General features: G+C 68.0%; 20 protein-coding genes and 1 riboswitch. Of the genes, 14 read left to right on the forward strand and 6 right to left on the reverse strand.

The features are described from left to right. Nucleotides 1-72 precede the first annotated feature (72 nt). Both GXK59_RS12575 and glyA read right to left on the reverse strand, forming a co-directional pair. Nucleotides 73-1,005 (reverse strand): bifunctional methylenetetrahydrofolate dehydrogenase/methenyltetrahydrofolate cyclohydrolase, encoded by a 933-nt coding sequence (locus GXK59_RS12575; protein ID WP_160667214.1) that lies wholly within the window; start codon nucleotides 1,003-1,005, stop codon nucleotides 73-75. A gap of 3 nt (nucleotides 1,006-1,008) precedes the next feature. After that, on the reverse strand, nucleotides 1,009-2,310 hold the full coding sequence (glyA, locus tag GXK59_RS12580; protein ID WP_160667215.1) for a serine hydroxymethyltransferase: 1,302 nt from the start codon (nucleotides 2,308-2,310) through the stop codon (nucleotides 1,009-1,011). A 170-nt stretch (nucleotides 2,311-2,480) separates the two neighbouring features. Beyond that, nucleotides 2,481-2,566: riboswitch (ZMP/ZTP riboswitch) on the reverse strand. Nucleotides 2,567-2,627: 61 nt separating this feature from the next. On the opposite strand from glyA, the gene purU reads away from it, so the two are divergent. The 3 genes from purU (at nucleotide 2,628) to GXK59_RS12595 (ending at nucleotide 4,582) form a co-directional block, all read left to right on the forward strand. Next, nucleotides 2,628-3,488: a formyltetrahydrofolate deformylase gene (gene purU, locus GXK59_RS12585; RefSeq protein ID WP_160667216.1), complete on the forward strand. Its 861-nt coding sequence runs from the start codon at nucleotides 2,628-2,630 to the stop codon at nucleotides 3,486-3,488. A gap of 22 nt (nucleotides 3,489-3,510) precedes the next feature. Beyond that, complete coding sequence (locus GXK59_RS12590; RefSeq protein WP_160667218.1) at nucleotides 3,511-3,960, forward strand: class I SAM-dependent methyltransferase; 450 nt, start codon at nucleotides 3,511-3,513, stop codon at nucleotides 3,958-3,960. 103 nt (nucleotides 3,961-4,063) lie between these two features. Then, the gene (locus GXK59_RS12595; protein WP_160667220.1) at nucleotides 4,064-4,582 is read left to right on the forward strand and encodes a gamma carbonic anhydrase family protein; all 519 of its coding nucleotides are present in this window, start codon (nucleotides 4,064-4,066) and stop codon (nucleotides 4,580-4,582) included. Between the two features lie 5 nt (nucleotides 4,583-4,587). Here the strand turns inward: GXK59_RS12595 and GXK59_RS12600 are convergent, their stop codons facing one another. After that, on the reverse strand, nucleotides 4,588-6,291 hold the full coding sequence (locus tag GXK59_RS12600; RefSeq protein ID WP_202129123.1) for a flavin monoamine oxidase family protein: 1,704 nt from the start codon (nucleotides 6,289-6,291) through the stop codon (nucleotides 4,588-4,590). Beyond that, nucleotides 6,288-7,829 carry an amino acid permease gene (locus tag GXK59_RS12605; RefSeq protein WP_160667222.1) on the reverse strand — a complete coding sequence of 514 codons (1,542 nt, stop codon included), beginning with the start codon at nucleotides 7,827-7,829 and terminating at the stop codon, nucleotides 6,288-6,290. The genes GXK59_RS12600 and GXK59_RS12605 overlap by 4 nt, the downstream gene beginning before the upstream one ends. 149 nt (nucleotides 7,830-7,978) lie before the next feature. On the opposite strand from GXK59_RS12605, the gene GXK59_RS12610 reads away from it, so the two are divergent. After that, complete coding sequence (locus GXK59_RS12610; protein ID WP_160667224.1) at nucleotides 7,979-9,742, forward strand: PucR family transcriptional regulator; 1,764 nt, start codon at nucleotides 7,979-7,981, stop codon at nucleotides 9,740-9,742. Here the strand turns inward: GXK59_RS12610 and GXK59_RS12615 are convergent. Continuing rightward, nucleotides 9,721-10,512 carry a nitrilase-related carbon-nitrogen hydrolase gene (locus GXK59_RS12615; RefSeq protein WP_160667226.1) on the reverse strand — a complete coding sequence of 264 codons (792 nt, stop codon included), beginning with the start codon at nucleotides 10,510-10,512 and terminating at the stop codon, nucleotides 9,721-9,723. The genes GXK59_RS12610 and GXK59_RS12615 overlap by 22 nt on opposite strands. A gap of 265 nt (nucleotides 10,513-10,777) precedes the next feature. On the opposite strand from GXK59_RS12615, the gene GXK59_RS12620 reads away from it, so the two are divergent. The 10 genes from GXK59_RS12620 (at nucleotide 10,778) to GXK59_RS12670 (ending at nucleotide 23,574) form a co-directional block, all read left to right on the forward strand. After that, the gene (locus tag GXK59_RS12620; RefSeq protein WP_160667228.1) at nucleotides 10,778-11,968 is read left to right on the forward strand and encodes an ROK family transcriptional regulator; all 1,191 of its coding nucleotides are present in this window, start codon (nucleotides 10,778-10,780) and stop codon (nucleotides 11,966-11,968) included. A 131-nt stretch (nucleotides 11,969-12,099) separates the two neighbouring features. Further along, nucleotides 12,100-13,656 carry a multiple monosaccharide ABC transporter ATP-binding protein gene (gene mmsA, locus GXK59_RS12625; RefSeq protein ID WP_160667230.1) on the forward strand — a complete coding sequence of 519 codons (1,557 nt, stop codon included), beginning with the start codon at nucleotides 12,100-12,102 and terminating at the stop codon, nucleotides 13,654-13,656. 67 nt (nucleotides 13,657-13,723) lie between these two features. Then, nucleotides 13,724-14,992: a multiple monosaccharide ABC transporter permease gene (gene mmsB, locus GXK59_RS12630; RefSeq protein WP_160667232.1), complete on the forward strand. Its 1,269-nt coding sequence runs from the start codon at nucleotides 13,724-13,726 to the stop codon at nucleotides 14,990-14,992. Nucleotides 14,993-15,067: 75 nt separating this feature from the next. Next, nucleotides 15,068-16,168, forward strand: coding sequence for a substrate-binding domain-containing protein (locus GXK59_RS12635; RefSeq protein ID WP_160667234.1), 1,101 nt, complete (start codon nucleotides 15,068-15,070; stop codon nucleotides 16,166-16,168). A gap of 232 nt (nucleotides 16,169-16,400) precedes the next feature. Further along, nucleotides 16,401-17,882, forward strand: a complete 1,482-nt coding sequence (locus tag GXK59_RS12640) for an ABC transporter permease (RefSeq protein ID WP_160667236.1) — start codon at nucleotides 16,401-16,403, stop codon at nucleotides 17,880-17,882. A gap of 2 nt (nucleotides 17,883-17,884) precedes the next feature. Then, nucleotides 17,885-18,592, forward strand: a complete 708-nt coding sequence (locus GXK59_RS12645) for an ABC transporter ATP-binding protein (protein ID WP_160667238.1) — start codon at nucleotides 17,885-17,887, stop codon at nucleotides 18,590-18,592. A 141-nt stretch (nucleotides 18,593-18,733) separates the two neighbouring features. After that, nucleotides 18,734-19,804, forward strand: coding sequence for a Gfo/Idh/MocA family protein (locus GXK59_RS12650; RefSeq protein WP_160667240.1), 1,071 nt, complete (start codon nucleotides 18,734-18,736; stop codon nucleotides 19,802-19,804). 115 nt (nucleotides 19,805-19,919) lie between these two features. After that, a complete protein-coding gene (locus GXK59_RS20500; protein WP_202129124.1) occupies nucleotides 19,920-21,266 on the forward strand; it encodes a hypothetical protein in 1,347 nt (448 codons plus the stop codon). A gap of 569 nt (nucleotides 21,267-21,835) precedes the next feature. Then, a complete protein-coding gene (locus GXK59_RS12665; RefSeq protein ID WP_160667246.1) occupies nucleotides 21,836-23,062 on the forward strand; it encodes a serine/threonine-protein kinase in 1,227 nt (408 codons plus the stop codon). After that, nucleotides 23,059-23,574: a mucin-associated surface protein gene (locus GXK59_RS12670; RefSeq protein WP_160667248.1), complete on the forward strand. Its 516-nt coding sequence runs from the start codon at nucleotides 23,059-23,061 to the stop codon at nucleotides 23,572-23,574. Before GXK59_RS12665 ends, GXK59_RS12670 begins: the two co-directional genes overlap by 4 nt. A 66-nt stretch (nucleotides 23,575-23,640) precedes the next feature. Here GXK59_RS12670 and GXK59_RS12675 read toward each other — a convergent pair whose 3' ends face one another. Further along, nucleotides 23,641-25,860 (reverse strand): NADP-dependent isocitrate dehydrogenase, encoded by a 2,220-nt coding sequence (locus GXK59_RS12675; RefSeq protein WP_160667250.1) that lies wholly within the window; start codon nucleotides 25,858-25,860, stop codon nucleotides 23,641-23,643. Between the last annotated feature and the right edge of the window lie 106 nt (nucleotides 25,861-25,966).

Genomic DNA, 25,966 nt, shown 5'->3' on the forward strand with positions numbered 1-25,966 from the left:
GGCACCCGCGCCGGGGGCTTAAACGCCGCAGGGCGCCGTCTCCGGGAGGAGGGGCGCCCTGCGTGTGTAGGCTCAGGCGCCGGCCGGGGCGTCCGCCTCCGCCAGGTGGCGTTCCGCGGTTTCCACCACGTTGGCCAGCAGCATGGCGCGGGTCATCGGGCCCACTCCCCCGGGGTTCGGGGACAGCCAGGCGGCGACGTCGGCCGCTGCAGGGTCCACGTCTCCGGTGACCACGGCTTTTCCGGAGCCGTCATCGACGCGGCTCACGCCGACGTCGAGCACGATGGCGCCCGGTTTGAGGTCCGCCGCCTTGATCATGTGCGGCTGGCCGGCAGCGGCAATCACGACGTCGGCCTGCCGGAGTTCGGCGGGCAGGTCCACGGTGCCGGTGTGGGCCAGGATGACAGTCGCGTTGACGTCCTTGCGGGTGAGCAGCAGTCCCACCGGGCGGCCGATCGTGACGCCTCGGCCCACCACCAGCACGCGCTTGCCGCTGAGGCTGATGCCGTGCCGGGTGAGCAGCTCCACGCAGCCCTTTGGGGTGCACGGCAGCGGGGACTTCATGGGGCCGCTGACGTTGGCCACGAGCCGGCCGAGGTTCATCGGGTGCAGGCCATCGGCGTCCTTGTCCGGGTCCATGGCCTCCAGGATGACGTCCTGGTCGATATGCTTGGGCAGCGGGAGCTGGACGATGTAGCCGGTGCATTCCGGGTTCTCGTTGAGCTCCCGGACCACGGCCAGGAGCTCCTCCTGGGTGGTCTCCTCCGGCAGGTCACGCCGGATGGACGTGATGCCCACCTCGGCGCAGTCCTTGTGCTTGCCGCCGACGTACCAGGTGCTGCCCGGGTCGGAACCCACCAGGATGGTGCCCAGTCCGGGCACCATCCCCCGGGTCTTGAGCGCGGCCACGCGTTCGGTCAGTTCGGCCTTGATGGTGGCGGCGGTGGCTTTGCCGTCGAGGATCTGCGCCCGTTCAGGTGTTTGTGCAGTCTCTGCAGAAGTCATGGCCTACCACTGCTCGTGCTGCGGGTACAGCGGGAAGTCGGCGGCGAGCTTGTCCACGCGGGACTGGAGCGCCTCGATGTCGGCGGCGGAACCGGCCTTCAGGGCGGTGGCGATGATCTCGGCGACCTCCGTGAACTCCCCGGCGCCGAAGCCGCGGGTGGCCAGGGCCGGGGTGCCGATGCGCAGGCCCGAGGTGACCATAGGCGGCCGGGGGTCGAACGGCACGGCGTTGCGGTTGACCGTGATGCCGACCGAGTGCAGGAGGTCTTCCGCCTGCTGGCCGTCGAGCTGGGAGTTCCGCAGGTCCACCAGGACCAGGTGCACGTCGGTCCCGCCGGTGAGGACGGAAACGCCGGCGTCGGACACATCGGCCTGGTTCAGGCGGTCGGCGATGATCCGGGCGCCTTCCAGGACGCGCTCCTGGCGCTCCTTGAATTCCTCCGTCCCGGCGATCTTGAACGCGACGGCCTTGGCAGCGATGACGTGCATGAGAGGTCCGCCCTGCTGGCCCGGGAAGACGTTGGAGTTGATCTTCTTGGCCCACTCCTTCTTGGCCAGGATCACGCCGGAGCGGGGGCCGGCGAGGGTCTTGTGCACAGTGGAGGTGACGACGTCGGAGTACGGCACCGGACTCGGGTGCAGGCCGGCGGCCACAAGGCCGGCGAAGTGCGCCATGTCGGTCCAGAGCAGCGCCCCGACCTCATCGGCGATCGAGCGGAAGGCTTCGAAGTCCAGGTGCCGCGGGTAGGCGGACCAGCCGGCGATGATGACCTGGGGCTTCTCGGCGATGGCCTGCTCGCGGAGCTTGTCCATGTCGATACGGAAGTTGCCTTCCTCGACCTGGTACGCGGCAACCTGGTAGAGCTTGCCGGAGAAGTTGAGCTTCATGCCGTGCGTCAGGTGGCCTCCGTGGGCCAGGGACAGGCCGAGGATTTTGTCCCCCGGGGTGATCATGGCCGAGAGCGCCGCGGCGTTGGCCTGGGCGCCGGAGTGCGGCTGGACGTTGGCGTATTCGGCGCCGAAGAGCTCCTTGACCCGGTCGATCGCGAGCTGCTCGGCGATGTCGACGTATTCGCAGCCGCCGTAGTAGCGGCGGCCCGGGTAACCCTCGGCGTACTTGTTGGTCAGGACCGAACCCTGGGCTTCCATCACAGCGCGCGGGGCGAAGTTCTCGGAGGCGATCATCTCCAGGGTGCCGCGCTGGCGGCCAAGCTCCTGGGCGAGGACTGCGGCGATTTCGGGGTCAAGTTCGGCCAGCGGCTGGTTGCTCACGGCGGCGGAAGAAAGGCTAAGAGAGGTGGTCACGGGGGAACTCCTGGCTAGGCAACGGGCAGTGCTTAAGGTCAGGTTACCGGCTGGCCCGCGGCGGCGCCCCTAGATTACGGCCCCGGAAGAGGAGGCGTGCCAAGGGACCGGCACCCGTTGAGGGTGCCGACGGCGGGCCGGCAGCAAGGCGCTGCCGACCGGAAAACATGACCCTCGGCCCAGGCGTACGATCCGTGGTCTTCGTGAGTGCCGCTCCCTGGTGGTTAACCACCCAACGCCAGTTGCGACCGTTCCAGAATACCCCAGGCCGGCGGCCCGGACCGAGCCCCTGAGTGACCGCGGGTAGGCTGTCTTCCGTGACTGATGACCAGCTGACTGCTTCCTATATCCTGACCCTCTCCTGCCCGGACCGCCCCGGGATCGTGCACGCCGTCGCGGGCGCCCTGCTCGTTGCGGGCTGTAACATCACCGACTCGCAGCAGTACGGCAGCCAGGGCACCGGTACCTTCTTTATGCGCGTCGAGGCCACGACGGCGAACTCCCAGCTGGAGCTTCAGGCCGCCCTGGAGCCCGTGGCCCAGGCCTTCGGGATGCAGTGGAGCCTCAACCCGGCCGGCCGGAAGATCCGGACCCTGTTGATGGCCAGCACGTCTGCGCACTGCCTCAACGACCTGCTGTTCCTGCAGCGATCCGGCACCCTGCCCATCGAGATCCCGGCCATCGTGTCCAACCACCGGGACCTGGCGGGCCTGGCCGAGTTCTACGGCATCCCCTTCCACCACATCCCGGTCACCCCGGACACCAAGGCCCAGGCCGAAGACCAGCTGCGGGCGCTGATGGCCGAGCACGACATCGAGCTCACGGTCCTGGCCCGCTACATGCAGATCATCTCCGACGAGCTGTGCCAGCACCTGACCGGCAAGGCCATCAACATCCACCACTCCTTCCTGCCGTCCTTCAAGGGCGCCAAGCCCTACCACCAGGCTCACGCCCGCGGCGTGAAGCTCATCGGCGCCACCGCCCACTATGTGACGGCCGCCCTGGACGAGGGCCCGATCATCGAGCAGGAAGTCATTCGGGTGGACCACCGGCGCACTGCCGAGCAGTTCGTCCAGATGGGCCGCGACGTCGAGGGCCGCACCCTGGCCCAGGCCGTGCAGTGGCATGCAGAACACCGGGTCCTGCTGGACGGGAACCGCACGGTTGTTTTCAACTGACCTGCGGTCATTGAATAGGGGTATGGCACTTTCCCCGGAAGACCCGCTGACCGAGTTCGTCGCCCTGCTCAAGGCTGAGGGCCGCAAGGGTGTGCTCGGCCTGGACTGCGGCCGGGGCACGGACGGGCTGCGCTTTGTCCAGTCCGGCATCCATTTCACCGGCGTGGACCGGTCCGAGGAGAACATCCACGCGGCACGGGCCCGGGGCCTGGAAGCCTCGGTCGCGGCGGCCGGGGCCCTGCCCTTTGCCGACTCGGCGTTCCCGTCGGTGTGGGCGGTGGACGCCCTGGCAGGACTGCCGCCGGAGGAATGGGACGACGTCGTCCGCGAACTGGGGCGCGTCGCGGCACCCGGGGCGCCGATCGCCGTCGTCTTCCCCGAACCCGACGTCCCCGAACCCGAACCCGACCTCCCCAAACAAGTCCTTTCCGAACAGCGCGCCGGCGTCACGGTGCTCCGCTCCCCCGCCTGACCCCTCTTTCCCGTTGAGCTATCAGTTGGGGCTGTTATCCGGCCCCCATAAGGACCACAACTGATAGCGCAACGCGGCGGGAGACGTGTCCTAGGCTGGAGGCATGGCTCCCATTTATGCTTTCGCCGGCGACACCCCGGCTGTCCACGAATCCGCCTTCATCGCACCGAGCGCCTCGGTGATCGGCAAGGCAACGCTCGCCGAGAACTCCAGTGCCTTCTACGGCGTCTCCGTCCGGGCCGACACCGCCGCGATCACCGTCGGTGCCGGCACCAACCTGCAGGACAACGTGGTGCTGCACGCAGACCCGGGCTTCCCCTGCACGGTCGGCGCCCGGGTCAGCGTCGGCCACAGCGCCGTCGTGCACGGCTGCACGGTGGAGGACGACTGCCTGATCGGCATGAGCGCCACCATCCTCAACGGCGCCGTGATCGGCGCCGGCTCGCTCATCGCCGCCGGCGCGGTGGTCCTGGAAGGCACCGTCATTCCGCCCCGCTCGCTGGTCGCCGGCGTGCCGGCCAAGGTCCGCCGCGAACTCAGCGACGAGGAGTTCGCCGGCGTCCGGCAGAACGCCGCGCATTACCAGGACCTGGCCCGCGCCCACCGCGAACTGCACGGCTGAGGGCCTCAGTCCAGGGAGATCGGGCCCAGCTCGTCCAGCACATCGCCCGGGCCCGGGTTCCCGGTGGCCGATGACCCGCCAAGGTGGTTAACGACCCCCCAGACCGCGTTCAGCCCGGTGGTAACCGCGCCTTCGGCCCATCCCGCGGTGAAGGATACGTCGTCGCCGGCCAGGAAGATGCCGCGCTGCCGGTCGGGGAGCTTGTCCTGCTTGAAGTGGCTGAAGAGCCGCTGCTGGTAGCGGTAGTGCCCCGGCAGGTTGGCCTTGAAGGCCCCCATGAAGTTGGGGTCCGCCTCCCACGAGACGGTGATGGGCTGGCCGACGATGTGGCTGGCGATGTCCACGTCCGGGTAGATCTGCGCGAGCGAGTGCAGCATAAGCTCCACCCGCTGGTCCGCGTCCAGGGCCAGCCATTTCAGCGCGTCGTCATTCCATGTGTAGGACAGCAGGATCACCGCCGGCTTGTCCGGACCGTTGTCCAGGAGGTAGGTGGCACGGTTCAGCCGGTCCGTCAGCGTCATGGACATGACCTCGCGGCCCGTCCGGGGATCGAGGTCTTTCCAGAAGGGCCGGTCGACCATCACAAAGGTCTTGGACGACTGCATGTAGTGCGAGCGTTCGATCGCTGTCCACAGTTCGGCCGGGAACAAGGTTTCTTCGGTGTGGATCCGCGTCGACAGGAGCCACGACTGGCACGTCGTCACGACGGCGGGATAGGCAGCCTCGCGGCCCCACCGTTCCCGGATGCGGAAGTCGCTGCTGCCGTCCCGGGCGATCCTGTCCACGGCGCCCCGCGGCGCACCGGCGTGCAGCGACGCCAGCGACGTTCCGTCGGGCCAGTGAACCATGCCCGACGGCGCGTGCTGCCAGAGCGCTTCCGGGAGCCGTTGCGCTCCGCCTTCAATGAGCCGATGCGCGTCGTCGGCGTCGGTGTAGACCACACGCAGGATCTCGAGGATGGAGTTGGGGAAGTCCGTGTCCCAGCCGCCCGTGCCGAAGCCCACTTGACCGAACGCCTCGCGGTGGGCGAAGCCGGCCTGCTTGAACGAGTCGCTGCCGGCGATGAATCCGTAGAAGGTCTGTTCATCCAGGAGGGGAAGGAGCCCGTTCCACAGTTCCTTGATCCGGGCGGTGTCCCGGGCGCGGATGGCGTCCTGCATCTCGGTGAACTTGGCCCCGTCGTTGACGGCGGCCTTCCATGCCTCCGCGACTTCCCGGAAGAACGGCGGGAGGTCCGCCGGGGTGCGGGCGTAGTATTTCTGCCCGGCAAGCTCGATCACCGTGCTGGAGGTCGCCGCCGCCAGCGGGTTGGGGAACTCCGCGGTCTCCAGCCCGAGCAACTCGACATAGTGGTAGAACGCCTTGCCCGAGACCGGGAAGCGCATCCCGCCGAGGTCGGCGACCACGCCGGCGGCGGACGGGAAGCTTGCGGTCCGCAGCCGGCCGCCGATCTGGTCCGCCTCGTAAATGACCGGGCGCAGGCCCAGTTTCATCAGCTCGTAGGCCGCAACCAGCCCGGAGAGCCCGGCACCGACGACGGCGACCTCCGTCCCGTACAGTTCGGGCGGTACCGCACCCAGACCGCCGGGGTGGGCCAGGTAATGGTCGTAGCTGAACGGGAAATCCGGATTCAGCATGGTGATGGGCGCCCCGGCGCCGGAGTCCGGCGTCGTCGGTCCGGGGGCCGGGAGTTCTGTGGCAGTTGTCATGAGTGGTGTGCCTTCATCGGTTCGGGGCTCGAGGTGGTGTCGGAGGGGGCTGCGGCGGATAGTTCACGGTATTCCTCGTGGCTGAGCGCCGCTACCCGGGAGTTCCTGCGGCCGTAGCCGAAGTAGACGGCCCCGCCCACCAGCATCCACAGCCCAAAGACCACCCACGTGTCGGTGCCAAGGTTGAGCATGAGATAGCCGCACATGGCAGCACCGAGAATGGGCGTCAGCGGAAACAGCGGGACGCGGAAGCTGCGCTTGAGTTCCGGCCGGCTGCGCCGCAGGTAGATGACGGCGATGTTGACCAGGGCGAAGGCGAACAGCGTGCCGATGCTGGTGGCGTCGGCCAGCGCGCCGAGCGGGACGAGGCCGGCGGTGAGTGCGACCACGATGCCGACAATCAGGGTCCCGGCAACCGGGGTGCCGGTGCGGGGCGAGACGCGGCCAAAGATCCTGGGGACCATTCCGTCCCGTGCCATGGAGAGCAGGATGCGGGTCTGGCCGTAGAGGACCGTCAGCACGATGCTGGCGATGGCCAGCACGGCGCCGACGGCGAACACCAGGGCAATCCAGGGCTGCCCGGTCGTCTCTTCCAGGATCTTCACGAGGGCGGCTTCGGTGCCGTCGAACCAGCCCCACGGACGCGCACCGATCGCTGCGACGGCGACGAGCACGTAGATGGTGGTGACGATCAGCATCGAGAGCAGGATGGCCCGGGGCAGGTCGCGCTTCGGATTGCGGGCTTCCTCGCCTGCTGTGGAGGCTGCGTCGAATCCGATGTAGGAGAAGAACACCCGGGACGCTGCGGCCGAGACGCCGGCAGCGCCCATCGGCATCAGCGGCTCGAAGTGTGCGGCGTTGAAGGCGGTGAAGGCCACGGCGCAGAAGAACACCAGGATGCCGACCTTGACCAGCACGATGGCGGTGTTGATCCCGGCGCTTTCCTTGGCGCCGCGGACCAGCAGCGCCATGGCCAGGACCACGATCACGACTGCCGGCGCGTTCAGGACGCCGCCGTCGCCGGGGGGCTGCGATATGGCGTCCGGGAGTTCCAGGCCGAAGACGGCAAGGGCTTCGTTGACGTACTGGCCGGCGCCGACGGCGACGGCGGCCACCGACACGGCATATTCCAGCACCAGGCACCAGCCGCAGATCCAGGCCATGCCTTCGCCCATGGTCGCGTACGTGTAGGAGTAGCTCGATCCCGCTGCGGGCACCAGCCCGGCCATTTCGGCGTAGGAAACAGCAGAGAGCAGCGCCGCGAGGCCGGCGATCGCGAAGGAGATCCAGATGGCCGGTCCGGCCAGCGGCACGGATTCGCTCAGGATCACGAGGATGCCGGTGCCGAGGGTGGCGCCCACACTGATCATCGTCAGTTGCAGCACACCGAAGCTGCGGACCAGCCGCGTGCCGCCGTGGCCCGTTTCGGCTTCGCTGACGAGCTGTCCGATCGGCTTGCGGCGAAGCAGTTGCGCCGTCAGTCCGGGACGGTCCGTGGTGGCCGGTGGCCGTTCCCCAATAAGAGTTGGCACAGTCATCGTTGACGTCCGTTCTTCAGTAGTGGTCTTTTCCCCGCGTCCAGCCTAGGCGTGTGAGCCAGCTCTCACGGTTGTGCAAAATGACCTATAGTCTTCAGCAATGAGACTTAATGCACTGTGGTCCCCGGTTCTGGACTCCCGTGGCAGCCATGGCTGCTGAAGACACCGAACGGCTGGGGTTCGTTACCCTGGCGCAGTTCCTGCGCCAGCTGCCGCCGGAACTGTCGGTCCTGAACGACGGCGGCAACGGGGCTGAGCGGCTGCGTTGGGTGGAGCCGAGCGAACTGGAGGATCCCACCCCGTACCTGCTCGACGGCGAGTTCCTGCTCACGGCCGGCCTGCCGTTCCTGGGCGCGGGCGGGCACGAGGAGTTCGGGGATGCCTATGTGCAGCGGCTCGTCGCAGCGCGTGTCTCCGCACTGGGCTTCGGGCTGGAACCCTACTTCGACGCAGTGCCGGAATCCGTGGTCGTGGCCTGCCGGCGGCACAACCTGACGCTCGTGGCCGTCCCGAAAACCGTTCCCTTCGCCGCCGTCGGCCTTGCGTTCTCCCAGCTGCTGGAATCGGACAACGCCACGACGTTCCGGCAGCTTGCGGACACGAACAGGCAGCTGATGCGCGCCGTGCTGTCGGCGCGGCCGGAACACGAGCTCCTGGCCGCCCTCGCGCAGCGGGTTCCGGTCTGGGCGGTGCTCGTGGGTGCCGACGGACGGCTGCGTGCCCGCGGAAGCGCCGGCACCCCAGGGGAACACGCAACACCGGGCGTGGACCTGGCAACGCTGCAGCCCCTGCTGGCGAGGCTGCGGTCGGGCAGCGGCCCCCGCGTGGAGATGGACTCGTTCGGCGCGGCAGGTTCGGCACTGGTTTTCGGGTACCCCCTGCGCAGCACCCGCGACGCCAACCTCGGTGCCCTCATCCTTGGGACCGATGCCCCGCTGACCCCGGCACAGAACAGTGTCGTCTCCACCGCTGTCGGGCTGCTGGAACTGCTGGTGCGGCAGCGGACCAGCGGCTCACTGGCGCCCAGCCAGCTCGCCACCGCGCTGTTGCTGCATCCGGAAAGCCTGGTGTCGGGGGGCACGCGTCATCTCAACGGGCTCAAGGACCTGCTGGCGCAGAGCGTTTCCTCCACCCGGTCGGGGCAGCTGCGCGTGCTCCTGGGCATCCGCCCGGACGCTGCCGGGACCCCCGCCGGCCCTGCCGGCACCGTCGCGCCTGCCAGCACCATTGCGCCGGCCGGCACCGCAGCCCCGGGCCGCTCCGGCCGCCCGGGCGACGGTCCCGTCCGGGAGCTGCTGGAGTGGCGCCGGATGTTTGATACCAAGCTGGTGGAGATCACCGATGACGGTTTTGCCGCCATCACCCGGCTGAAGGTCGACGACGCCGTGCTGGCCGGCGTTGAACGGCTCGGCTGGCGCCTCGTCATCGGGAGCCCCACCGAACTCTCCGGCCTGGCGGAGGCCTACCAGCGGGCCTGGTCCCTTCGCGGCCGCGTTGTGGCCACCGGGCGCAGCGTCCGGGTTGATGAGGTGACGTGGTCCGTGGCCGGGCTGCTCGGCAAGGACGCGGGCGCCATGCTGGCAGCCCGGCTGCTCGCCCCCGTCCTGGCACTGGAGCCGGAGCGGCGGGACGCCCTGCTCGGCATCCTCCGCGCCTGGCTCGCCGAGAACGGCAGCTGGGATGCGACGGCCAAATCCACGGGCCTGCACCGCAACAGCATCCGCCGGCAGATCGGCATCCTCGCGGAGCTGCTGGAGCTTGATCTCAACCAGGCGCAGGCCCGGGCGGAACTCTGGATTGCCTTGCAGTACACGGACGAGCTGCCCGGGATGCGGGCGTCGGCTCCGGCGTCCCCGGATTCCGGCACCCTCCTGCCCGTTCAGCTGCCCGTTCAGCTACCCCAGGAGCGGTAGATCTCCGGCCGAAGATCGTCCAGATATGCCACGTCCTGCCCGGCCGCCCCGGGCGCGGGCAGCTCGGCGAACAACAGCTCGGTCCCGGGCCCAGCCGACGCCAGGAGGCCGCCATCCGGGGCCGCGACGACGCTGCCGCCCAGGAAGTCACAGCCGTCCTCGGTCCCGGAGTGGTTGGCGTAGGCCACCGTCAGGTGGTTCTCCAGCGCCCGCGCCCTGACCAGCACCTGCGGCACGGCCTCAAAGCCCTCGCCGAGGGCTGTCGGCACGAGCAGCAGTTCAGCGCCGCGCAGCGCGGCGGCGCGGACGGACTCGGGAAACTCCACGTCGTAGCAGATCACCATGGACACCCTGACTCCGTGGAAGTCCACCACGCCGGGGCTTGCCACGGCCGGGACAAACGCCTGGCGTTCCTCCGGGCCGAAGAGGTGAACCTTGGCGTAGCTGAGGAGCTCGTCCCCGTGCTCGTCGACGAGGGTGGCCGTAATCTGCCACTCCCCTGCTGCGGTGACGGCGGGGAGGCTGTAGACCAGCGCGATGCCGTTCGTGCGGGCAATACCCGCCAGGGCCCGACGGATCGTGGCAAGCGCCGCCGGGTCAAGCTCCGCCCGCAGCCGGAGGGGCGCATACCCCACCGGAAAGAGCTCCGGGGTGAGGAGCAGCTGGGCACCGGCCGCAGCAGCCGTTGCAGCGGCGGCATCCACCGCACCGCAATTGGCTTCGATGTCCAGCACGACGGCGTTCGCTTGCATCAGGGCCAGTAGCACCATTACCACCTCAGCATCCTTAGGGTCCGCCCTTGGCGGCGGGCCCTCGCCCCTCCAGCCTAGCCACGCGGCACCCACGCCGTCCCGGTGCATTTCCGCCCGGCCGGGGCCGCAGCAGGGCGGAATGTCCCGCCCTGCCCCGCGGACTCTCGCACGGACCCCACGGCCGGGCTCGCACCGGGCCCGGCAGTGGCCCGGCAGCGGACTTCCCCGCCCGTGTTGCGTTAACTTCTTGACTACAAGACTCGAATGGGGCAATCTTCATTGCATGCCCTCACCAACGCGCTCAACGAGGAGCCGAACCAAGAACCCCGGATCACAATCCGCACTCCGGCATCTGAACCAGCAGCGGATCATTGAATGCCTTCTCGCCGGGCCCTCCACGCAGGCGGAACTCGCCCGGCAGACCGGCCTCTCGACGGCCACGGTCTCCAACATTGTCAAGATCATGCAGGACGCGGGACTGGCCTCCACCGAACCGATCACCAGCTCCGGCCGGCGGGCCCTGAACGTCCGGCTCAACAGCAACGGGGCCGTCGCCGTCGGCATCGACTTCGGACGCCGGCACCTGCGCGTCGTCCTGGCCTCCCTCAGCTACCACGTCATCGCCGAGGAATCGGTCCTGCTCCCCCTGGGCCACCACGCCGAGGAGGGGATCAGCGCCGCCGTCGGACTGCTGGACCGGCTCCTGGCCGGCAGCGGCGTGGAACGCAGCGCGGTGGTCGGCGCCGGCGTCGGCATCCCGGGCCCTATCGACCGGCGCACGGGGACGGTGGCGCAGGGGGCGATCCTGCCCGAATGGGTAGGCATCAACATCCTGCAACGCCTCGAGGAAGCGCTGGATCTCCCGGTTTTCGTGGACAACGACGCCAACCTCGGCGCCCTGTCCGAGGTCACCTGGGGGCCCCATAGCGGCATCAGCAACCTGATGTTCCTCAAGATCGGCTCCGGCATCGGCGCGGGCCTGATCCTGAACGGCATGCCCTATTACGGCAACGTCGGAATCACCGGCGAAATCGGCCATGCGACCATCCATGAGCACGGACTGGTCTGCCGCTGCGGGAACCGCGGCTGCCTCGAAACCATCGCCTCGACCACCACCATGATCGAGCTCCTGAGCCGCGGCGAGGACAAGCCGCTGACCCCGGAGGACATCGTCCGCAAGGCCCTCGCCCGGGACTCCGCGACCCTGCGCGTGGTGGACGACGCCGGACTCGCCGTCGGACGCGCCCTGGGCAATGTGGCGAACCTGATCAACCCCGAAGTGATCGTGGTCGGCGGTCCGCTGGCGGGACTCGGGGAGCTCTTGCTGGACCCGATCCGCCGGGGCCTCGTCCGGCACGCGGTGCCCGTGATCGGCGAGACCACAACACTGACAATGTCCTCCCTGGGGAACCGCGCCGAGGCGCTCGGCGCCACCGCATTGGTCTTCCAGCATGCCGGAATCCGGCGCGACTGAGGTTTTCGTTATCGGCCCGTTGCGTTAAAGACTTGACGACAAGGCCTGTGATCCAGTTTACTTTTCCATCAGACGGCCCTGCGGTTTGCAGGGGCGGACAACGAAGTCATGCATTGGAGGCGTAAGGGCAGATGACGTCCCTCAACACGCACAGCGATCCGATTATTCTCGAGATGCGCTCCATCACTAAAGAGTTCCCCGGCGTTAAAGCATTGGCCGAGGTGAACCTGCGGGTGAAGGCCGGTGAGATCCACGCGATCTGCGGTGAGAACGGCGCCGGAAAGTCGACCCTCATGAAGGTGCTCTCCGGGGTATACCCGTTCGGCACCTACACCGGGGACATCGTCTACCAGAGCGAAGTCCAGCAGTTCAAGGACATCCGGGCCAGCGAGCACGCCGGCATCGTGATCATCCACCAGGAACTCGCGCTGATCCCCGAGCTGTCCATCATGGAGAACATCTTCCTGGGCAACGAGCCCACCAGGCGCGGGGTGATCGACTGGGCCGAGGCCCGGGTCCGCTCCACCGAGCTGCTGGCACGCGTCGGGCTGCGGGAAGACCCGGAGACCCCAATCAAGGAAATCGGCGTCGGCAAGCAGCAGCTCGTCGAAATCGCCAAGGCCCTGAACAAGTCTGTGAAGCTGCTCATCCTCGACGAGCCCACGGCGGCCCTGAACGAATCCGATTCCCAGCACCTGCTGGACCTGATGCTCGGCCTGAAGGGCCGCGGCATCACCTCCATCATCATTTCCCACAAGCTGAACGAGATCGAGCAGATCGCGGACTCCATCACCATCATCCGCGACGGCAAATCGATCGAGACGCTGGACGTCAAGGCCGACGGCGTCGACGAGGACCGCATCATCAAGGGCATGGTGGGCCGGACCCTGGAATCCCGCTTCCCGGACCACGAGCCGAAGATCGGCGAGGTCTTCTTCGAGGTCAAGAACTGGAACGTGGGGCACCCGCAGGTCCAGGACCGCCTGGTCTGCAAGAACTCCAACTTCTTCGTCCGGCGCGGCGAGATCGTCGGCTTCGCCGGGCTGATGGGCGCGGGACGCACCGAGCTGGCCCGCTCCGTCTTCGGCCGCTCCTACGGCCGCTTCCTCTCCGGGCAGGTGTACATGGACGGCAAGGAGATCGAGCTCAAGAGCGTCAAGCAGGCCATCGACGCCGGACTGGGCTACGTCACCGAGGACCGCAAGTCCCTGGGGCTGAACCTGCTCGATGACATCAAGGCCACCACGGTCTCGGCCAACCTCAAAAAGGTCAGCAAACACAATGTGATTGACGCCAACAAGGTGTTCACCGTCGCCGAGCAGTACCGCAAATCGCTACGGACCAAGGCCCCGTCGGTGGAAGAGGGTGTCGCCAAACTTTCCGGCGGCAACCAGCAGAAGGTGGTGCTGGCGAAGTGGATGTTCACCGACCCTGAGCTGCTGATCCTGGACGAACCCACCCGCGGGATCGACGTCGGCGCCAAGTACGAGATTTACGGCATAATCCAGCAGTTGGCCAACCAGGGGAAGGGCGTCATCGTGATCTCCTCGGAACTGCCCGAGCTGCTGGGCCTCTCGGACCGCATCTACACCATCTTCGAAGGCGCCATTACCGGCGTGCTCAACAAGGACGAAGCAAGTCAGGAAAACCTTATGAAGCTCATGACCTCGGCACGCAAAACCGCCTGACCCGCTGGGGCCAACTGCTCCGAAGACTCCGAACCCTCCGAACACTCCGGAAACAAGGACTGAAACAATGAACGCGCTCAAGAAGCTCTTTGGCGGCAACACCCGCCAATTCGGCATGATCTTCGCCCTGGTGGCGCTGATCATCTTCTTCCAGATTGCAACAGATGGCCGCACGCTCACCCCGGGCAACGTCATCAACCTCTTCAACGGCAACTCCTACATCCTGATCCTCGCCATCGGCATGGTCCTGGTCATCATTGCCGGCCACATCGACCTCTCCGTCGGCTCGGTAGCGGCGTTCGTGGGCGTCTGCGTGGCCCTCTTCATCCGGGACTGGGGCATTCCCTGGTACCTGGGTGTCCTGCTGGGGCTGCTGCTGGGCGTCCTGATCGGCGCCTGGCAAGGGTTCTGGACGGCCTACGTCGGTATCCCGGCGTTCATTGTCACGCTGGCCGGCATGCTGATCTTCCGCGGCGCCAACCAGTACGTGGGCAAGTCCAACACCATCCCGGTACCGGCCGATTTCCAAAAGATCGGCTCCGGCTACCTGCCCGAGATCGGGCCACCCACCGGCTACAACAATCTGACCCTGCTGCTGGGCCTCGCCGGCGTGGCATTTGTGATCTTCAGCGAGATCCGTTCCCGCCGCAACGCCAAGGCCCTGGGCGCCGAGGTACCCGAAGCCTGGGTCAGCATCACCAAGCTGGTCCTGATCTGCGGGGCCATCCTCTACGCGACGTACCTGTTCGCCACCGGCCGGCCGGGCACGTCCTTCCCGATCCCGGGCCTGATCCTGGCAGCCCTCGTGCTCATCTACGGCTTCATCTCCTCCAAGACCGTCATCGGCCGCCACATCTACGCGGTCGGCGGCAACCGGCACGCCGCCGAGCTCTCCGGCGTCCAGTCCAAGAAGGTCAACTTCCTGGTCATGATGAACATGTCCGTCCTGGCGGGCCTCGCCGGCATGATCTTTGTCGGCCGCTCCACCGCCTCAGGACCGTTCGACGGCGTCGGCTGGGAACTGGACGCCATTGCGGCCGTGTTCATCGGCGGCGCCGCCGTCACCGGCGGCGTCGGCACCGTGATCGGCTCGATCGTCGGTGGCCTGGTGATGGCCGTGCTGAACAACGGCCTGCAGCTCCTCGGCGTCGGCGCCGACCTCACCCAGATCATCAAGGGCCTGGTGCTCCTGATCGCCGTCGCGTTCGACGTCTACAACAAGACTCAGGGCAAGAAATCGATCATTGGCCTGATGTTCAAGAACTTCGGCCGCAGCAGCGAGTTGAAGCCCGACGAGACCACGTCCACCAAAGAGGTCATCTCCAAGGGCGCCTAGTTCGCTCCCTGATCCGTTCCCCTGTACTCATTTCACCGAATTTCCGCACACCACCTAAAGAAAGTGAACCAAGCAATGCGAATGATTGGTAAAGCAGGAAAGGCAGCAGCAATCGCTGCTATTGCGGCACTGGCGCTGACAGCCTGCGGCCGCAGCGACACCGGGACCACCGGCGGTTCCTCCTCCGGCGGCGAAGCGTTCCCGAAGGACTCCCTGATCGGCGTCGCTCTCCCGCAGAAGACCAGCGAAAACTGGGTCCTCGCGGAGACGCTCTTCAACGACGGCCTCAAGAATGCCGGCTTCAAGCCGGACGTGCAGTTCGCCAACGGCGGCGTTTCGGAACAGCAGAACCAGATCAGCGCCATGATCACCAAGGGCGCCAAGGTCATCATCGTCGGCGCCATCGACGGTGCGCAGCTGGGCACCCAGCTCCAGCAGGCCAAGGAATCCGGCGCCACGATCATCGCGTATGACCGTCTGCTCCTGAACACCGCCAACGTGGACTACTACGTGGCCTACGACAACTTCAAGGTCGGTGAACTCCAGGGCCAGGCGCTGCTGGAGGGTATGAAGGCCAAGAAGCCGGCCGGCCCGTACAACATTGAGCTGTTCGCCGGTTCCCCCGACGATGCCAATGCGAAGGTCTTCTTCGACGGCGCCATGAGCGTCCTGAAGCCGAAGATCGACGACGGCACCCTCAAGGTCCTGTCCGGCCAGACGACGTTCGAGCAGGCTGTCACCCAGGGCTGGAAGGCAGAGAACGCCCAGCGCCGCATGGACACCCTGCTCGCCGGTACCTACGGCAGCGCAACGCTCGACGGTGTGCTTTCCCCGAATGACACACTCGCCCGCGCGATCATCACCTCGGTCAAGGCCGCCGGCAAGCCGATTCCGGTCGTTACGGGCCAGGACTCCGAAGTTGAGTCCGTCAAGTCCATCATGGCCGGAGAGCAGTACTCCACCATCAACAAGGACACCAGCAAGCTCGTCGAGCATGCCATCACCATGGTCAAGGACCTCCAGGCCGGCAAAAAGCCTGAGGTCAACGACGACAAGTCCTACAACAACACGGTCAAGGTTGTTCCGGCGTACCTGCTGCAGCCGGTCATCGTGACCAAGGAGAACGTCAAGACGGCTTACGTCAACGATCCGGTACTCGGACCGCTGACGAAGTAGTTCCTTCGTCGCAGACACCAAAGGGCCCCGGCTCCGCCTCCTGGCGGGCCGGGGCTTTTTGCTGCCCGCATGCCCTGGGCCGGGCTTCACAGCGGAGTCCTCACAGCGGAGTCTTCACAGCGGAGTCTTCACAGCGGATCCATAGCTCCGGACAGCGGTCCGCACAGCAACCCGTACCAGTGTGGTGTCAGCCGCCGGCCATTCCGGCCGGCCTGAGATCCCTAGGAGTCACGTGAGCGTCCTTGCCCGGAGTATAGGCAACGCCTTCAGAAACAAGGTCCGAACAGCAGCTGTGGTGGCCGTCCTGGCGGTTGCCATCGGCCTCGCGCTGGCCATGCTGGTGGCCAACCAGGCTGTCGCGGGGAAGGTCGCGGAACTGAACGCCTCGGTGGGCACGGTGCTCACCGTCAATCCCGCCGGCGGCCAGGGCTTTGAAGGCGGCGGCGAGCCGCTCACCGCAGACCAGGCCACGACGGCGGCCGCCGTTCCCAATGTGAGCACCGTCGTCGGCACCAAGGCGCTGCGGCTGCGTAACGCGGCTGCGGCCGCAGCGCAGACCGCGGCGGGCGCGCAGGGCGGACCAGGCGCGCAGGGAGGTCCGGGAGGTCCCGGCGGCCAATCAGCCACCACTGTAACCACGAGCCTCACGGCCGCCGTCGACGCCGGCACGCTCGGCAACCGCAACCAGTCCGCGACCGGCAGCACGGGATCCACCGGCACTTCCGGAACCGCTGCGCCGGCACCGGCGTTCTCCGTGCCCATCACGGCCACCGGCATCGGTGCCGAGGTGGACACCACCGGCAAGGCGCTTGAGCTGACAGAGGGCACGGGACTGGGCGACTACACGGCGGCCTCCACCGGCGCCCTGCTGGGCACCACCCTGGCCGAGAAGAACGGCCTCACCGTCGGCTCCACGTTCACCATCAACGACCAGAGCTTCACCGTGGCGGGCCTGTTCGACGCCGGCACCGCCTTCGGCAACAACGCCCTGTACGTCACGCTCCCCTCGGCCCAGACACTCGCGCAGCTCCCCGGGGAACTGTCCACCATGATCGTCACCGTCAATTCCATGGAGAACGTCGACGCCGCCAAAACGGCGCTGCAGACAGCGCTCGGAACCGACAAGGCCGACGTCAGCCAGGGCCAGCGCAACCTTGAAACCGCGGTCAGCTCACTCGGCAGCGTCAAGAACATCTCCTTCATTGCCTTCGTGGCAGCCCTGGCCACCGCGGGCCTGATCATCCTGCTGATCATGGTCATGCTGGTCCGCGAGCGCCGCCGGGAAATCGGTGTCCTGAAGGCGATCGGCGCCCCGAACCGCACCATCGGCCTGCAGTTCGTGCTGGAGGCGCTGGTCCTCGTGGCCATGGGCAGCGTGGTGGGTGCCGCCGTCGCATCCTTCGCCAGCGGCGGTATCGCCACTGCCCTCATCAGTTCCAACTCATCCTCCGCTACGGCGGCGCCCACCGGCCAGCGCGGCCCCGGCGGCGGGTTCCCCGGCGGCGGGTTCCCCGGCGGCGGGTTCCCCGGCGGCGGTGCCAACGGCCCCTTCGGCGGGGCCAGCCAGCTGTTGACCTCCGTGACCGCAAGCGCGTCCCCCGGCGTGATTGCCGCCGGCATCGCTGCCGTGTTCGGCGTCGCCATCATCGGGGCGCTGGTTCCGGCCCTGCTCACCGCCCGCATCCGCCCCATCGAAGTCCTCCGAGGAGAGTAGCCATGCTCGAAGTCAAGAACCTGGTCCGAACGTTCAAATCCGGCGACCGCACCATCAAGCCGGTCAACGACGTCAGCTTCGAGCTCCAGCAGGGCACCCTGGCCTCGATCGTGGGCAAGAGCGGCAGCGGCAAAAGCACCCTCCTGTCCTTGCTCGGCGCCCTCGACAAACCAACCAGTGGGGATGTGCTCGTCAACGGAGTGAGCCTGGCGGGCATGCCGGACAGCAAGCTCACCGAATACCGGCGCCGGGACATCGGCTTTGTCTTCCAGCAGTTCAACCTGATCCCGAACCTCTCCGCCCTGGACAACGTCATGCTCCCGATGGAGTTTGCCGGGATCCGCAAAGCCGCACGCCAGGAACGTGCCCGCCAGCTGCTCGAACAGGTGCAGCTCGACCCGGATAAGCATGTCCGCCGCATCAACCGGCTCTCCGGCGGCGAGCAACAGCGCGTGGCCATCGCCCGGGCGCTGGCCAATTCCCCCAAGCTGATCCTCGCCGACGAGCCCACCGGCAACCTGGACGAACAGACCGGCGAGCACATCATCGAACTGCTCAGCTCGCTCAGCCGGGACCACAACACCACGATCCTCGTCGTCACCCACGACCGGTCCCTGGCCAACAAGACAGACCGGCGGTTCCGGCTCCAGCAGGGCCGGCTGACGGAGGAGCCGGCGAGCAGCCGGGTCGCGGCCGGGTCGCCCGCGTAGCGCCCCGCCCCACAGACGCCGCGGAAGCCGGGGGCTCCCTCCTCAACCCGCCCCCAGCTTCCGCGGCCAACACCCCGACGCTCCCTCAGGTCTCGCGCCCAACACCCCGACGCTCCCTCAACCGGGTGAGAAGATGGCTCCATGACCGCCCACATCGCCACGCCCTGGTTGTCCAGCCAGCCGGACCCCGATCCCCGCACTGCCACCGGTGCCAGGCTGCGCTGGGGGGTCATCGCCACGGGAGGCATTGCGGCGTCCGTAACCCGCGACCTGGAGCTCCTGGCCGACGCCGAGCTCTACGCCGTCAGCTCGCGCACCCAGGCGGCAGCCGATGCGTTTGCCGCCGACTTCGGCTTCGCCCGGGCCTACGGTGACCTGGACGGGCGGACCGGCTATGAACGGCTGCTCGCCAATGACGCAGTCGACGTCGTATACGTCGCCACGCCGCACGCCCACCACCACGAAATCGCGCTGGCGGCCCTGACCGCCGGCAAGCATGTCCTGTGCGAAAAGGCGCTCACCGTCAATGCGCGCGAGGCCGCCGAGCTCGTGTCCCTGGCCCGGGCCAAGGGTCTGTTCCTCATGGAGGCCATGTGGAGCCGCTTCCTGCCCAGCATGCAGCGGGCCTTCCAGATCGCCGCCTCCGGTGAGATCGGCGAGGTCAAGTGGGTAGGGGCGGACCTGGGCTTCCCGGCGCCGTATTCGCCCACCTCACGCCTCTGGGCACCGAAGGACGGCGGCGGCGCCCTGCTGGACCTCACCGTCTACCCGCTGCTCTGGGCGCTCGGCACCCTGGGTTTCCCGCAGACCGTCAGTGCCACCGGCTGGCTGAACGACGACGGCGTCGACGCCCAGAACGCGCTGACCCTCGGCTACCACCACGGCGGCCAGGCACAACTGACCTCATCCCTCCTGGCCCACGGTCCCCGGACCGCCACCGTGGCCGGCAGCCAGGGGTTCCTGCAGGCCATCGGTTCGATCAACAACCCCAAGGAACTCCACATTCGGGTTGGCTTGGACGAGCCCCGCAGCGAGTCCTTCGACGTCGTCGGGCGGGGCTACAGCTATGAACTGCGCGAGGTGACCCGCTGCATCCAGCAAGGACTCACCGAGAGCCCCGTGATGCCCCTCGAGGACTCCCTCAACACCATGCGGCTGTTCGACGGCGTGCGCGCCCAACTGGGTGTGAGCTACCCGAACGACGCCCGGTGACCCGGGATTCCGCCTCCTGAACCCCACGAGTTTACGGTTCACTCTGGACTCGCCCACGCGCGCGGACTTACCCTATAGGCAACCGTCGAGCTTTCCGGGGAAATGGGGTGTGCGCGTGGACCCAGCATCAGTCCCGTTGCGCGCGCGCCGACCACTCCGGCGGGTCATTCTGGGAGGCGTCGCCGGAATCGCCTGGCTGGCCCTCTCCGCGGCAGCTGCCAGCGCGGAAGACGCCGCCACTCCCGGCCCGACGGCCGGCGCCGCGGCCGCAACTGTCATCACGGTTCCCGCGGACGCCGTCCCAGCCCTCATTGTCGCAGCGCCGCCGGCTTCCGCGGCTGTCGAGGCGGCTGTCGGGACGGGCTCCATACCCGGGGGAACGCCCTGGGCCGTTGTTCCGGTCCCGGCCCCCACCGCGGACCCTGCACCCGACCCCGGTGTTCCTGTCCCCCCGCCCGCGGCTGCTGTTCCCCCGCCGGCTGCCGAACCTGCCCCCGAGCCCACCGCTGTGCCGGCTCCCCCGCAGTTTGAGGTTCCGGCGGCCGCGCCCGAGCCCACAGCAGTGCCGGCCCCTCCGCCCGCTACGGAACCCGCCCCCGAACCCACTGCCCCGCCCGCTGCGGAACCCACGCCCGAGCCGGTCACCAATCCGGCACCGGCACCGTCTCCAACACCCACCCGCCCGGGCCCCACGCCGTCGCCCGCTCCGGACCCGGAAGTGACCTACCCGGCGCCCGCCCCGGATTCCACGCCACCCGTCGTCGCACCCGAGCCAACGATGCCCGCAACCGGCCCGGTCCTGGACCCCACGGCGCCGGTCCTCGATCCGGCGCTCCCGGCACCGGCGCCTGCCGACCCGGTGGTGGCGGTACCGTTGCCGGCGGACCCCGCGGCAACGGTACCGCCGGCCGAACCAGTGGCTCCAGATCTGGCCCTGCTTGACGGGGCGCTCCCTGCCGGGGCGCTCCCAGGGCCGGGTCCTGTTCCTCCGGACCCCGTCATCGCCGCAGAATCCGGAGTCCCCCCGGACTGCCACGTCACCGACGCCGTTCTTGCCGCCTTGCAGGAGGCCACGCCCGTGCCCGCCGCCGATGTCTTTGGCGGCGCACTGTATCTCCCTGCCCTGGATACCGCTGTCCGGCCGAAAGCCGACGCCCTGCAGACCGGCACCGCTCCTCCGGCAGGCTCTGCCCCGGGGGGCAATGTGCCGGCAGCGCCCGGCGGCAAGGACCACCGGAACCCGTGGCCAAACGGGACAGGTCTGCCCGCTCCCGATGCCCTGCCTGCAGCTCCCGGCTCCGGATCCGGAAACACCCTCTCGTCCGGTGGCCCCGCAGGTGGGGCTGCCTGGCTTCCCAGCCCGTATTTGGTGATTCCCACCGCCGGTGCTGATCCAATCCGTGGCCCGCTGCAGCACGTGCACCCTGCCGTCGCAGCTGACCCCGGTTCATCTCCTGACTAGTTAGCCGTCTCTGCCCTCCACAGAGCACGGCCAATCGGGCTGCCTTGAGCGCCCGCCAACAGTCATTCAGGAGATCCCCGATGGACGCCACCGTCCGCCGCCGGTGTTCCGGCACCCCCTTTTCCCTTCTCGCCGTCCCCGTGAAGGGACCCGCGCCTTCGGCGCCCGCGGCGCTGCGCCCTGCGACGGCCCGCCCGTCTGGACCACCGGCGCGCCGCAAACCCATGCCGCACCACGAGGAGCGCCCACCCTAGGGGCGCCGCCGCCAAGCAAAGGTCTTGTGACGCCGGAGTGAAGTCGTTGGGTCCGCTGGGGGATCCAACGGCGACGCAGGCTCCGGTACAGCATTCAGTCGTTGGGTCCGCTGGGGGATCCAACGGCGACGCAGGCTCCGGTACAGCATTCAGTCGTTGGGTCCGCTGGGGGATCCAACGGCTTACAAGGCTCCGGCAGCATCCACCCGCACGGCGGCCGTCGGTCGGCGGCCGCAGTGCGGGGAGCCAATACCCGTCCCGGTATCATTCTTCAGAGGCGCCGCCGTGGCGCCGGGGGAAAGGACGGGGACAAGCGTGGACAGTTCGCCCAATAGCGACACGGTGGAGCTCTTGAGCGGCCGCTACCGGCTGGGGGAAGTGATCGGCCGGGGCGGCATGGCCTCCGTCTATTCAGCCAAGGACACGAACCTCGGCCGCGACGTGGCACTCAAGCTTTTTGCCCCACAGTCCGCCGACCCCGACGAACTCAGGCGCCAGGAAGCCGAGATTGAACTCCTCGCCACCCTGAACCATCCGAGCCTGGTGACCCTCTTCGATGCCGGCACAGACACCCGGATCCCCGGGGAACCCCGGCCGTTCCTGACCATGGAACTGGTCGACGGGCAAGACCTCCGGGCCCGGATCCGGCACAGCCCGCTGCCGCTGGATGAGATCGCGGTCATCGGCGCCGGTGTGTCCGACGCCTTGGCCTACGTCCACTCGCTCGGCATCGTCCACCGGGACATCAAGCCGGCCAACATCCTGCTTGTCCCCGTCCGCCCAGGGGAACCGCTGCGGCCAAAACTCACCGATTTCGGGATCGCCCGCATCATGGACGGGACCCGGCTGACGGCTACAGGAACCATGGTGGGCACCGCCGCGTATTTGAGCCCGGAACAGTCCCGGGGCGCCGACCTGGGCCCGGCCAGCGACATCTATTCCTTGGGGCTGGTCCTGCTCGAATGCATCAAGGGCGAGATCGAGTACCCCGGCGGTGCTGTGGAATCCGCCGTCGCGAGACTGCACCGAGCCCCGGCCATCCCCGATACCGTGCCCGTGGAATGGGCCAAGCTGATCCGGGCGATGACAGCACTGGACCCCCTGGACCGGCCGTCCGCCGCGGACCTCGAAGTGGCGCTGCGGCATGCCCTGGTCTCGCCCGAGTCACTACCCGGGCTCCTCGCCGAAGAGCGCACCCGGGTGCTGCCCGCACCGCCGGCCCGGCCCCCGCGGCGGTCCTCCCCCGGGCCAGGTGCCAGCCCCGGCATCCCGGGCGGTTATCTTCTGGACCCGGACGCAGCACCCGGCCCGCGGTCAACCCGCGGCTCCTTCGTGTCCCGGACCGCATCGCGCTTCCGGCGGGCCCGGCGCCGCTCCCAGATCCTGCTCTCCCTGGCCCTCCTGGCGGCGGTCACCGGTGGAGTCGCGGCCGCCGTCGCCCTCTCAGCACCCGAACCGACCGACGTCGTTCCCTCCTACCCGGCCGTGACCGGGGACCTGGGCCAGCACCTCCAAGAGCTGCAGAAGAGTGTGGAGCCATGAACCTGACCACCCCGCCGGTTCCGGAAGCCAGGCCCGGACGCTCCCGTCGGATCCTCGCCGGACTGCTCCTCGGTTCGGTGCTGGCCACTGGCTCGCTCGCCGGCTGCTCCGCGGCCCCGGAGCTGGACCGCGATGCCGCCCGGCAGCTTCAATCCCAGGTCCTTGCCGTCACCGAGGCCGCCGCCTCCAGTGATCCGGCAGCGTCGCTGAAACGCCTCGACGAGCTCGTGGTGAACCTGGACGAGGCGGCCGCCCGCGGTGAGGTGTCCTTCAAGCGGCACCAGAGCATCAGGAAGTCCGTCGATACCGTCCGTGCGGACCTCACTGCCCAGCAGGCCGCTGCCGAAGCGGCCCGTGCTGCTGCCGCTGAAGCTGCCCGCGTTGCTGCCGAGCAGGAAGCGGCCGCACAGGCAGCCGCGGCCGCCGCGTCGGCTTCGCCGCCCGCCGTCGCGCCCGTGCCGGCCGACAGCGGCAAGGCCAAAGGCAAGGGCAAGGGCAAGGGCAACGGCTAGCCACGACAGCAAAACGCCCCGCTTCCCTGGTGGGAGGCGGGGCGTTTGTGTGGCGCTGAACGGCTGTTAGCCGAGCATGGACAGCACTTCGCTGAACTTCGCCGAGGGCCGCATGGCTGCAGTGACCTTGGCCTCGTCCGGGTGGTAATAGCCACCGAGATCCACCGGGGAACCCTGGACGGCCAGGAGCTCGCCGACGATGGTCTCCTCACCGGAATCCAGCGCTCCGGAAACGGCGGCGAACGCCGCGGCCAGCTCGGCGTCGTCACTCTGGCGGGACAGTTCCTGGGCCCAGAACTTGGCCAGGTAGAAGTGGCTGCCGCGGTTGTCGAGCTCGCCCGCCTTGCGCTTCGGGGACTTGTTCTCCAGCAGGAAGGTGCCGGTGGCGCGGTCCAGGGTGTCGGCCAGGATCTGCGCGCGGGCGTTGCCCGTGGAGGTGGCCAGGTGCTCGAAGCTGACGGCGAGGGCCAGGAACTCGCCCAGGCTGTCCCAGCGCAGGTGGTTTTCCTTGAGCAGCTGCTGGACGTGCTTCGGGGCGGAGCCACCGGCACCGGTTTCGAAGAGGCCGCCGCCGTTGATCAGCGGAACCACGGAGAGCATCTTGGCGCTGGTGCCGAGTTCCAGGATCGGGAACAGGTCCGTGAGGTAGTCGCGCAGCACATTGCCGGTCACCGAGATGGTGTCCTCGCCCTTGCGGATACGCTCCAGGGTGAAGGCCATCGCGTCCTCAGGGGTCATGATGTCGATCTGGAGGCCCTCGGTGTCGTATTCCTTGAGGTATTCCTCAACCTTGGCGATCATCTGGGCGTCGTGCGCGCGGCCCTTGTCCAGCCAGAAGATGGCCGGCATGGCGGAGGCGCGGGCACGGGTGACGGCCAGCTTGACCCAGTCGCGGATCGGCACGTCCTTGGTCTGGCAGGCACGCCAGATGTCGCCCGGGGCAACCTGGTGCTCGATCAGCACGGTGCCGGCGTCGTCGACTACCTGGACGGTGCCGGCGGACTGGATCTCGAAGGTCTTGTCGTGGCTGCCGTATTCCTCGGCGGCCTGGGCCATCAGGCCAACGTTCGGGACGGTGCCCATCGTGGTCGGGTCGAAGGCGCCGTGGGCGCGGCAGTCGTCCAGGACCACCTGGTAGATGCCCGCGTAGCTGCTGTCCGGGAGGACGGCGAGCGTGTCGGCTTCCTGCCCGTCGCGGCCCCACATGTGGCCGGAGCTGCGGATCATGGCCGGCATGGAGGCGTCCACGATCACGTCGGAGGGGACGTGGAGGTTGGTGATGCCCTTGTCGGAATCGACCATGGCCAGTTCGGGGCCGTCGTTCAGGCCCTTGGTGATGGCCGCCTCGACGTCGCCGCGGATCTCCTCGGGGAGGTCCTCGAGGCCGTTGAGAATGGAGGCCAGGCCGTTGTTCGGGCTCAGGCCGGCGGCGGCGATCTGGGCGCCGTAGGTGTCGAAGAGCTCGGCGAAGTATGCCTTGACGACATGCCCGAACATGATCGGGTCCGAGACCTTCATCATGGTCGCCTTGAGGTGGGCGGAGAACAGCACGCCCTCTTCCTTGGCACGGGCAACCTGTGCCGCGAGGAAGGTGTCCAGGGCGGCGGCGCGCATTACGGTGCCGTCAATGACCTCGCCGGCGAGGACGGGGAAGGCCCGCTTGAGGACTTTGACTGTGCTGTCTTCCTTGACCAGCTGGATCTTGATGTTCCCGTCGGCCCTGATGACCACGGACTTCTCGTTGGCGCGGAAGTCATCGGCGTCCATCGTGGCGACGTTGGTCTTGGACTCGGAGGTCCAGGCGCCCATGCTGTGCGGGTTCTGGCGGGCGTAGGCCTTGACCGAAAGCGGTGCGCGGCGGTCCGAGTTTCCTTCACGCAGCACCGGGTTGACGGCGGAGCCCTTGATCTTGTCGTAGCGGGAGCGGATGTCCGTCTCCTCGTCCGAGGACGGGTTGTCCGGGTAGTCCGGGAGGGCGTAGCCCTGGCTCTGGAGTTCCGCGATGGCGGCCTTCAACTGCGGCGTCGAGGCGCTGATGTTGGGCAGCTTGATGATGTTGGCTTCGGGCTTCTTGACGAGGGCGCCAAGTTCGGCCAGCGCGTCACCGACGCGCTGCTCTTCGGTGAGGTAGTCGCCGAACGCGGCGATGATGCGGCCGGCCAGCGAAATGTCGCGGGTCTCCACTGCCACACCGGCCGTCGAAGCGAAGGCTTCGACAATCGGCAAGAACGAATAGGTTGCCAGCATCGGCGCTTCGTCGGTGTGGGTATAGATAATCTTTGCCATTGCTCGGGCGTCTCCCTGAAGGTCTGGGTATTTCCGGAATTTAGTGCCATTTCAACATCCCTAACTTACCCGAGGGAGCCGGGTTGCCGCCTACCGGTGTCGTACG

Origin of the sequence: Pseudarthrobacter sp. ATCC 49987 (assembly GCF_009928425.1) — a bacterium.
In the GTDB taxonomy this organism is placed as follows: domain Bacteria; phylum Actinomycetota; class Actinomycetes; order Actinomycetales; family Micrococcaceae; genus Arthrobacter.

Coding starts and splice junctions, on each gene's coding strand:
- GXK59_RS12675 (WP_160667250.1), bottom strand. CDS start 25,860: ATGGCAAAGATTATCTATACCCACACCGACGAAGCGCCGATGCTGGCA.
- GXK59_RS12615 (WP_160667226.1), bottom strand. CDS start 10,512: ATGGTGCTACTGGCCCTGATGCAAGCGAACGCCGTCGTGCTGGACATC.
- mmsB (WP_160667232.1), top strand. CDS start 13,724: ATGAACGCGCTCAAGAAGCTCTTTGGCGGCAACACCCGCCAATTCGGC.
- GXK59_RS12670 (WP_160667248.1), top strand. CDS start 23,059: ATGAACCTGACCACCCCGCCGGTTCCGGAAGCCAGGCCCGGACGCTCC.
- GXK59_RS12590 (WP_160667218.1), top strand. CDS start 3,511: ATGGCACTTTCCCCGGAAGACCCGCTGACCGAGTTCGTCGCCCTGCTC.
- GXK59_RS12635 (WP_160667234.1), top strand. CDS start 15,068: ATGCGAATGATTGGTAAAGCAGGAAAGGCAGCAGCAATCGCTGCTATT.
- GXK59_RS12575 (WP_160667214.1), bottom strand. CDS start 1,005: ATGACTTCTGCAGAGACTGCACAAACACCTGAACGGGCGCAGATCCTC.
- GXK59_RS12595 (WP_160667220.1), top strand. CDS start 4,064: ATGGCTCCCATTTATGCTTTCGCCGGCGACACCCCGGCTGTCCACGAA.
- GXK59_RS12605 (WP_160667222.1), bottom strand. CDS start 7,829: ATGACTGTGCCAACTCTTATTGGGGAACGGCCACCGGCCACCACGGAC.
- GXK59_RS12645 (WP_160667238.1), top strand. CDS start 17,885: ATGCTCGAAGTCAAGAACCTGGTCCGAACGTTCAAATCCGGCGACCGC.
- GXK59_RS12650 (WP_160667240.1), top strand. CDS start 18,734: ATGACCGCCCACATCGCCACGCCCTGGTTGTCCAGCCAGCCGGACCCC.
- GXK59_RS12610 (WP_160667224.1), top strand. CDS start 7,979: ATGGCTGCTGAAGACACCGAACGGCTGGGGTTCGTTACCCTGGCGCAG.
- GXK59_RS12600 (WP_202129123.1), bottom strand. CDS start 6,291: ATGACAACTGCCACAGAACTCCCGGCCCCCGGACCGACGACGCCGGAC.
- GXK59_RS12620 (WP_160667228.1), top strand. CDS start 10,778: ATGCCCTCACCAACGCGCTCAACGAGGAGCCGAACCAAGAACCCCGGA.
- mmsA (WP_160667230.1), top strand. CDS start 12,100: ATGACGTCCCTCAACACGCACAGCGATCCGATTATTCTCGAGATGCGC.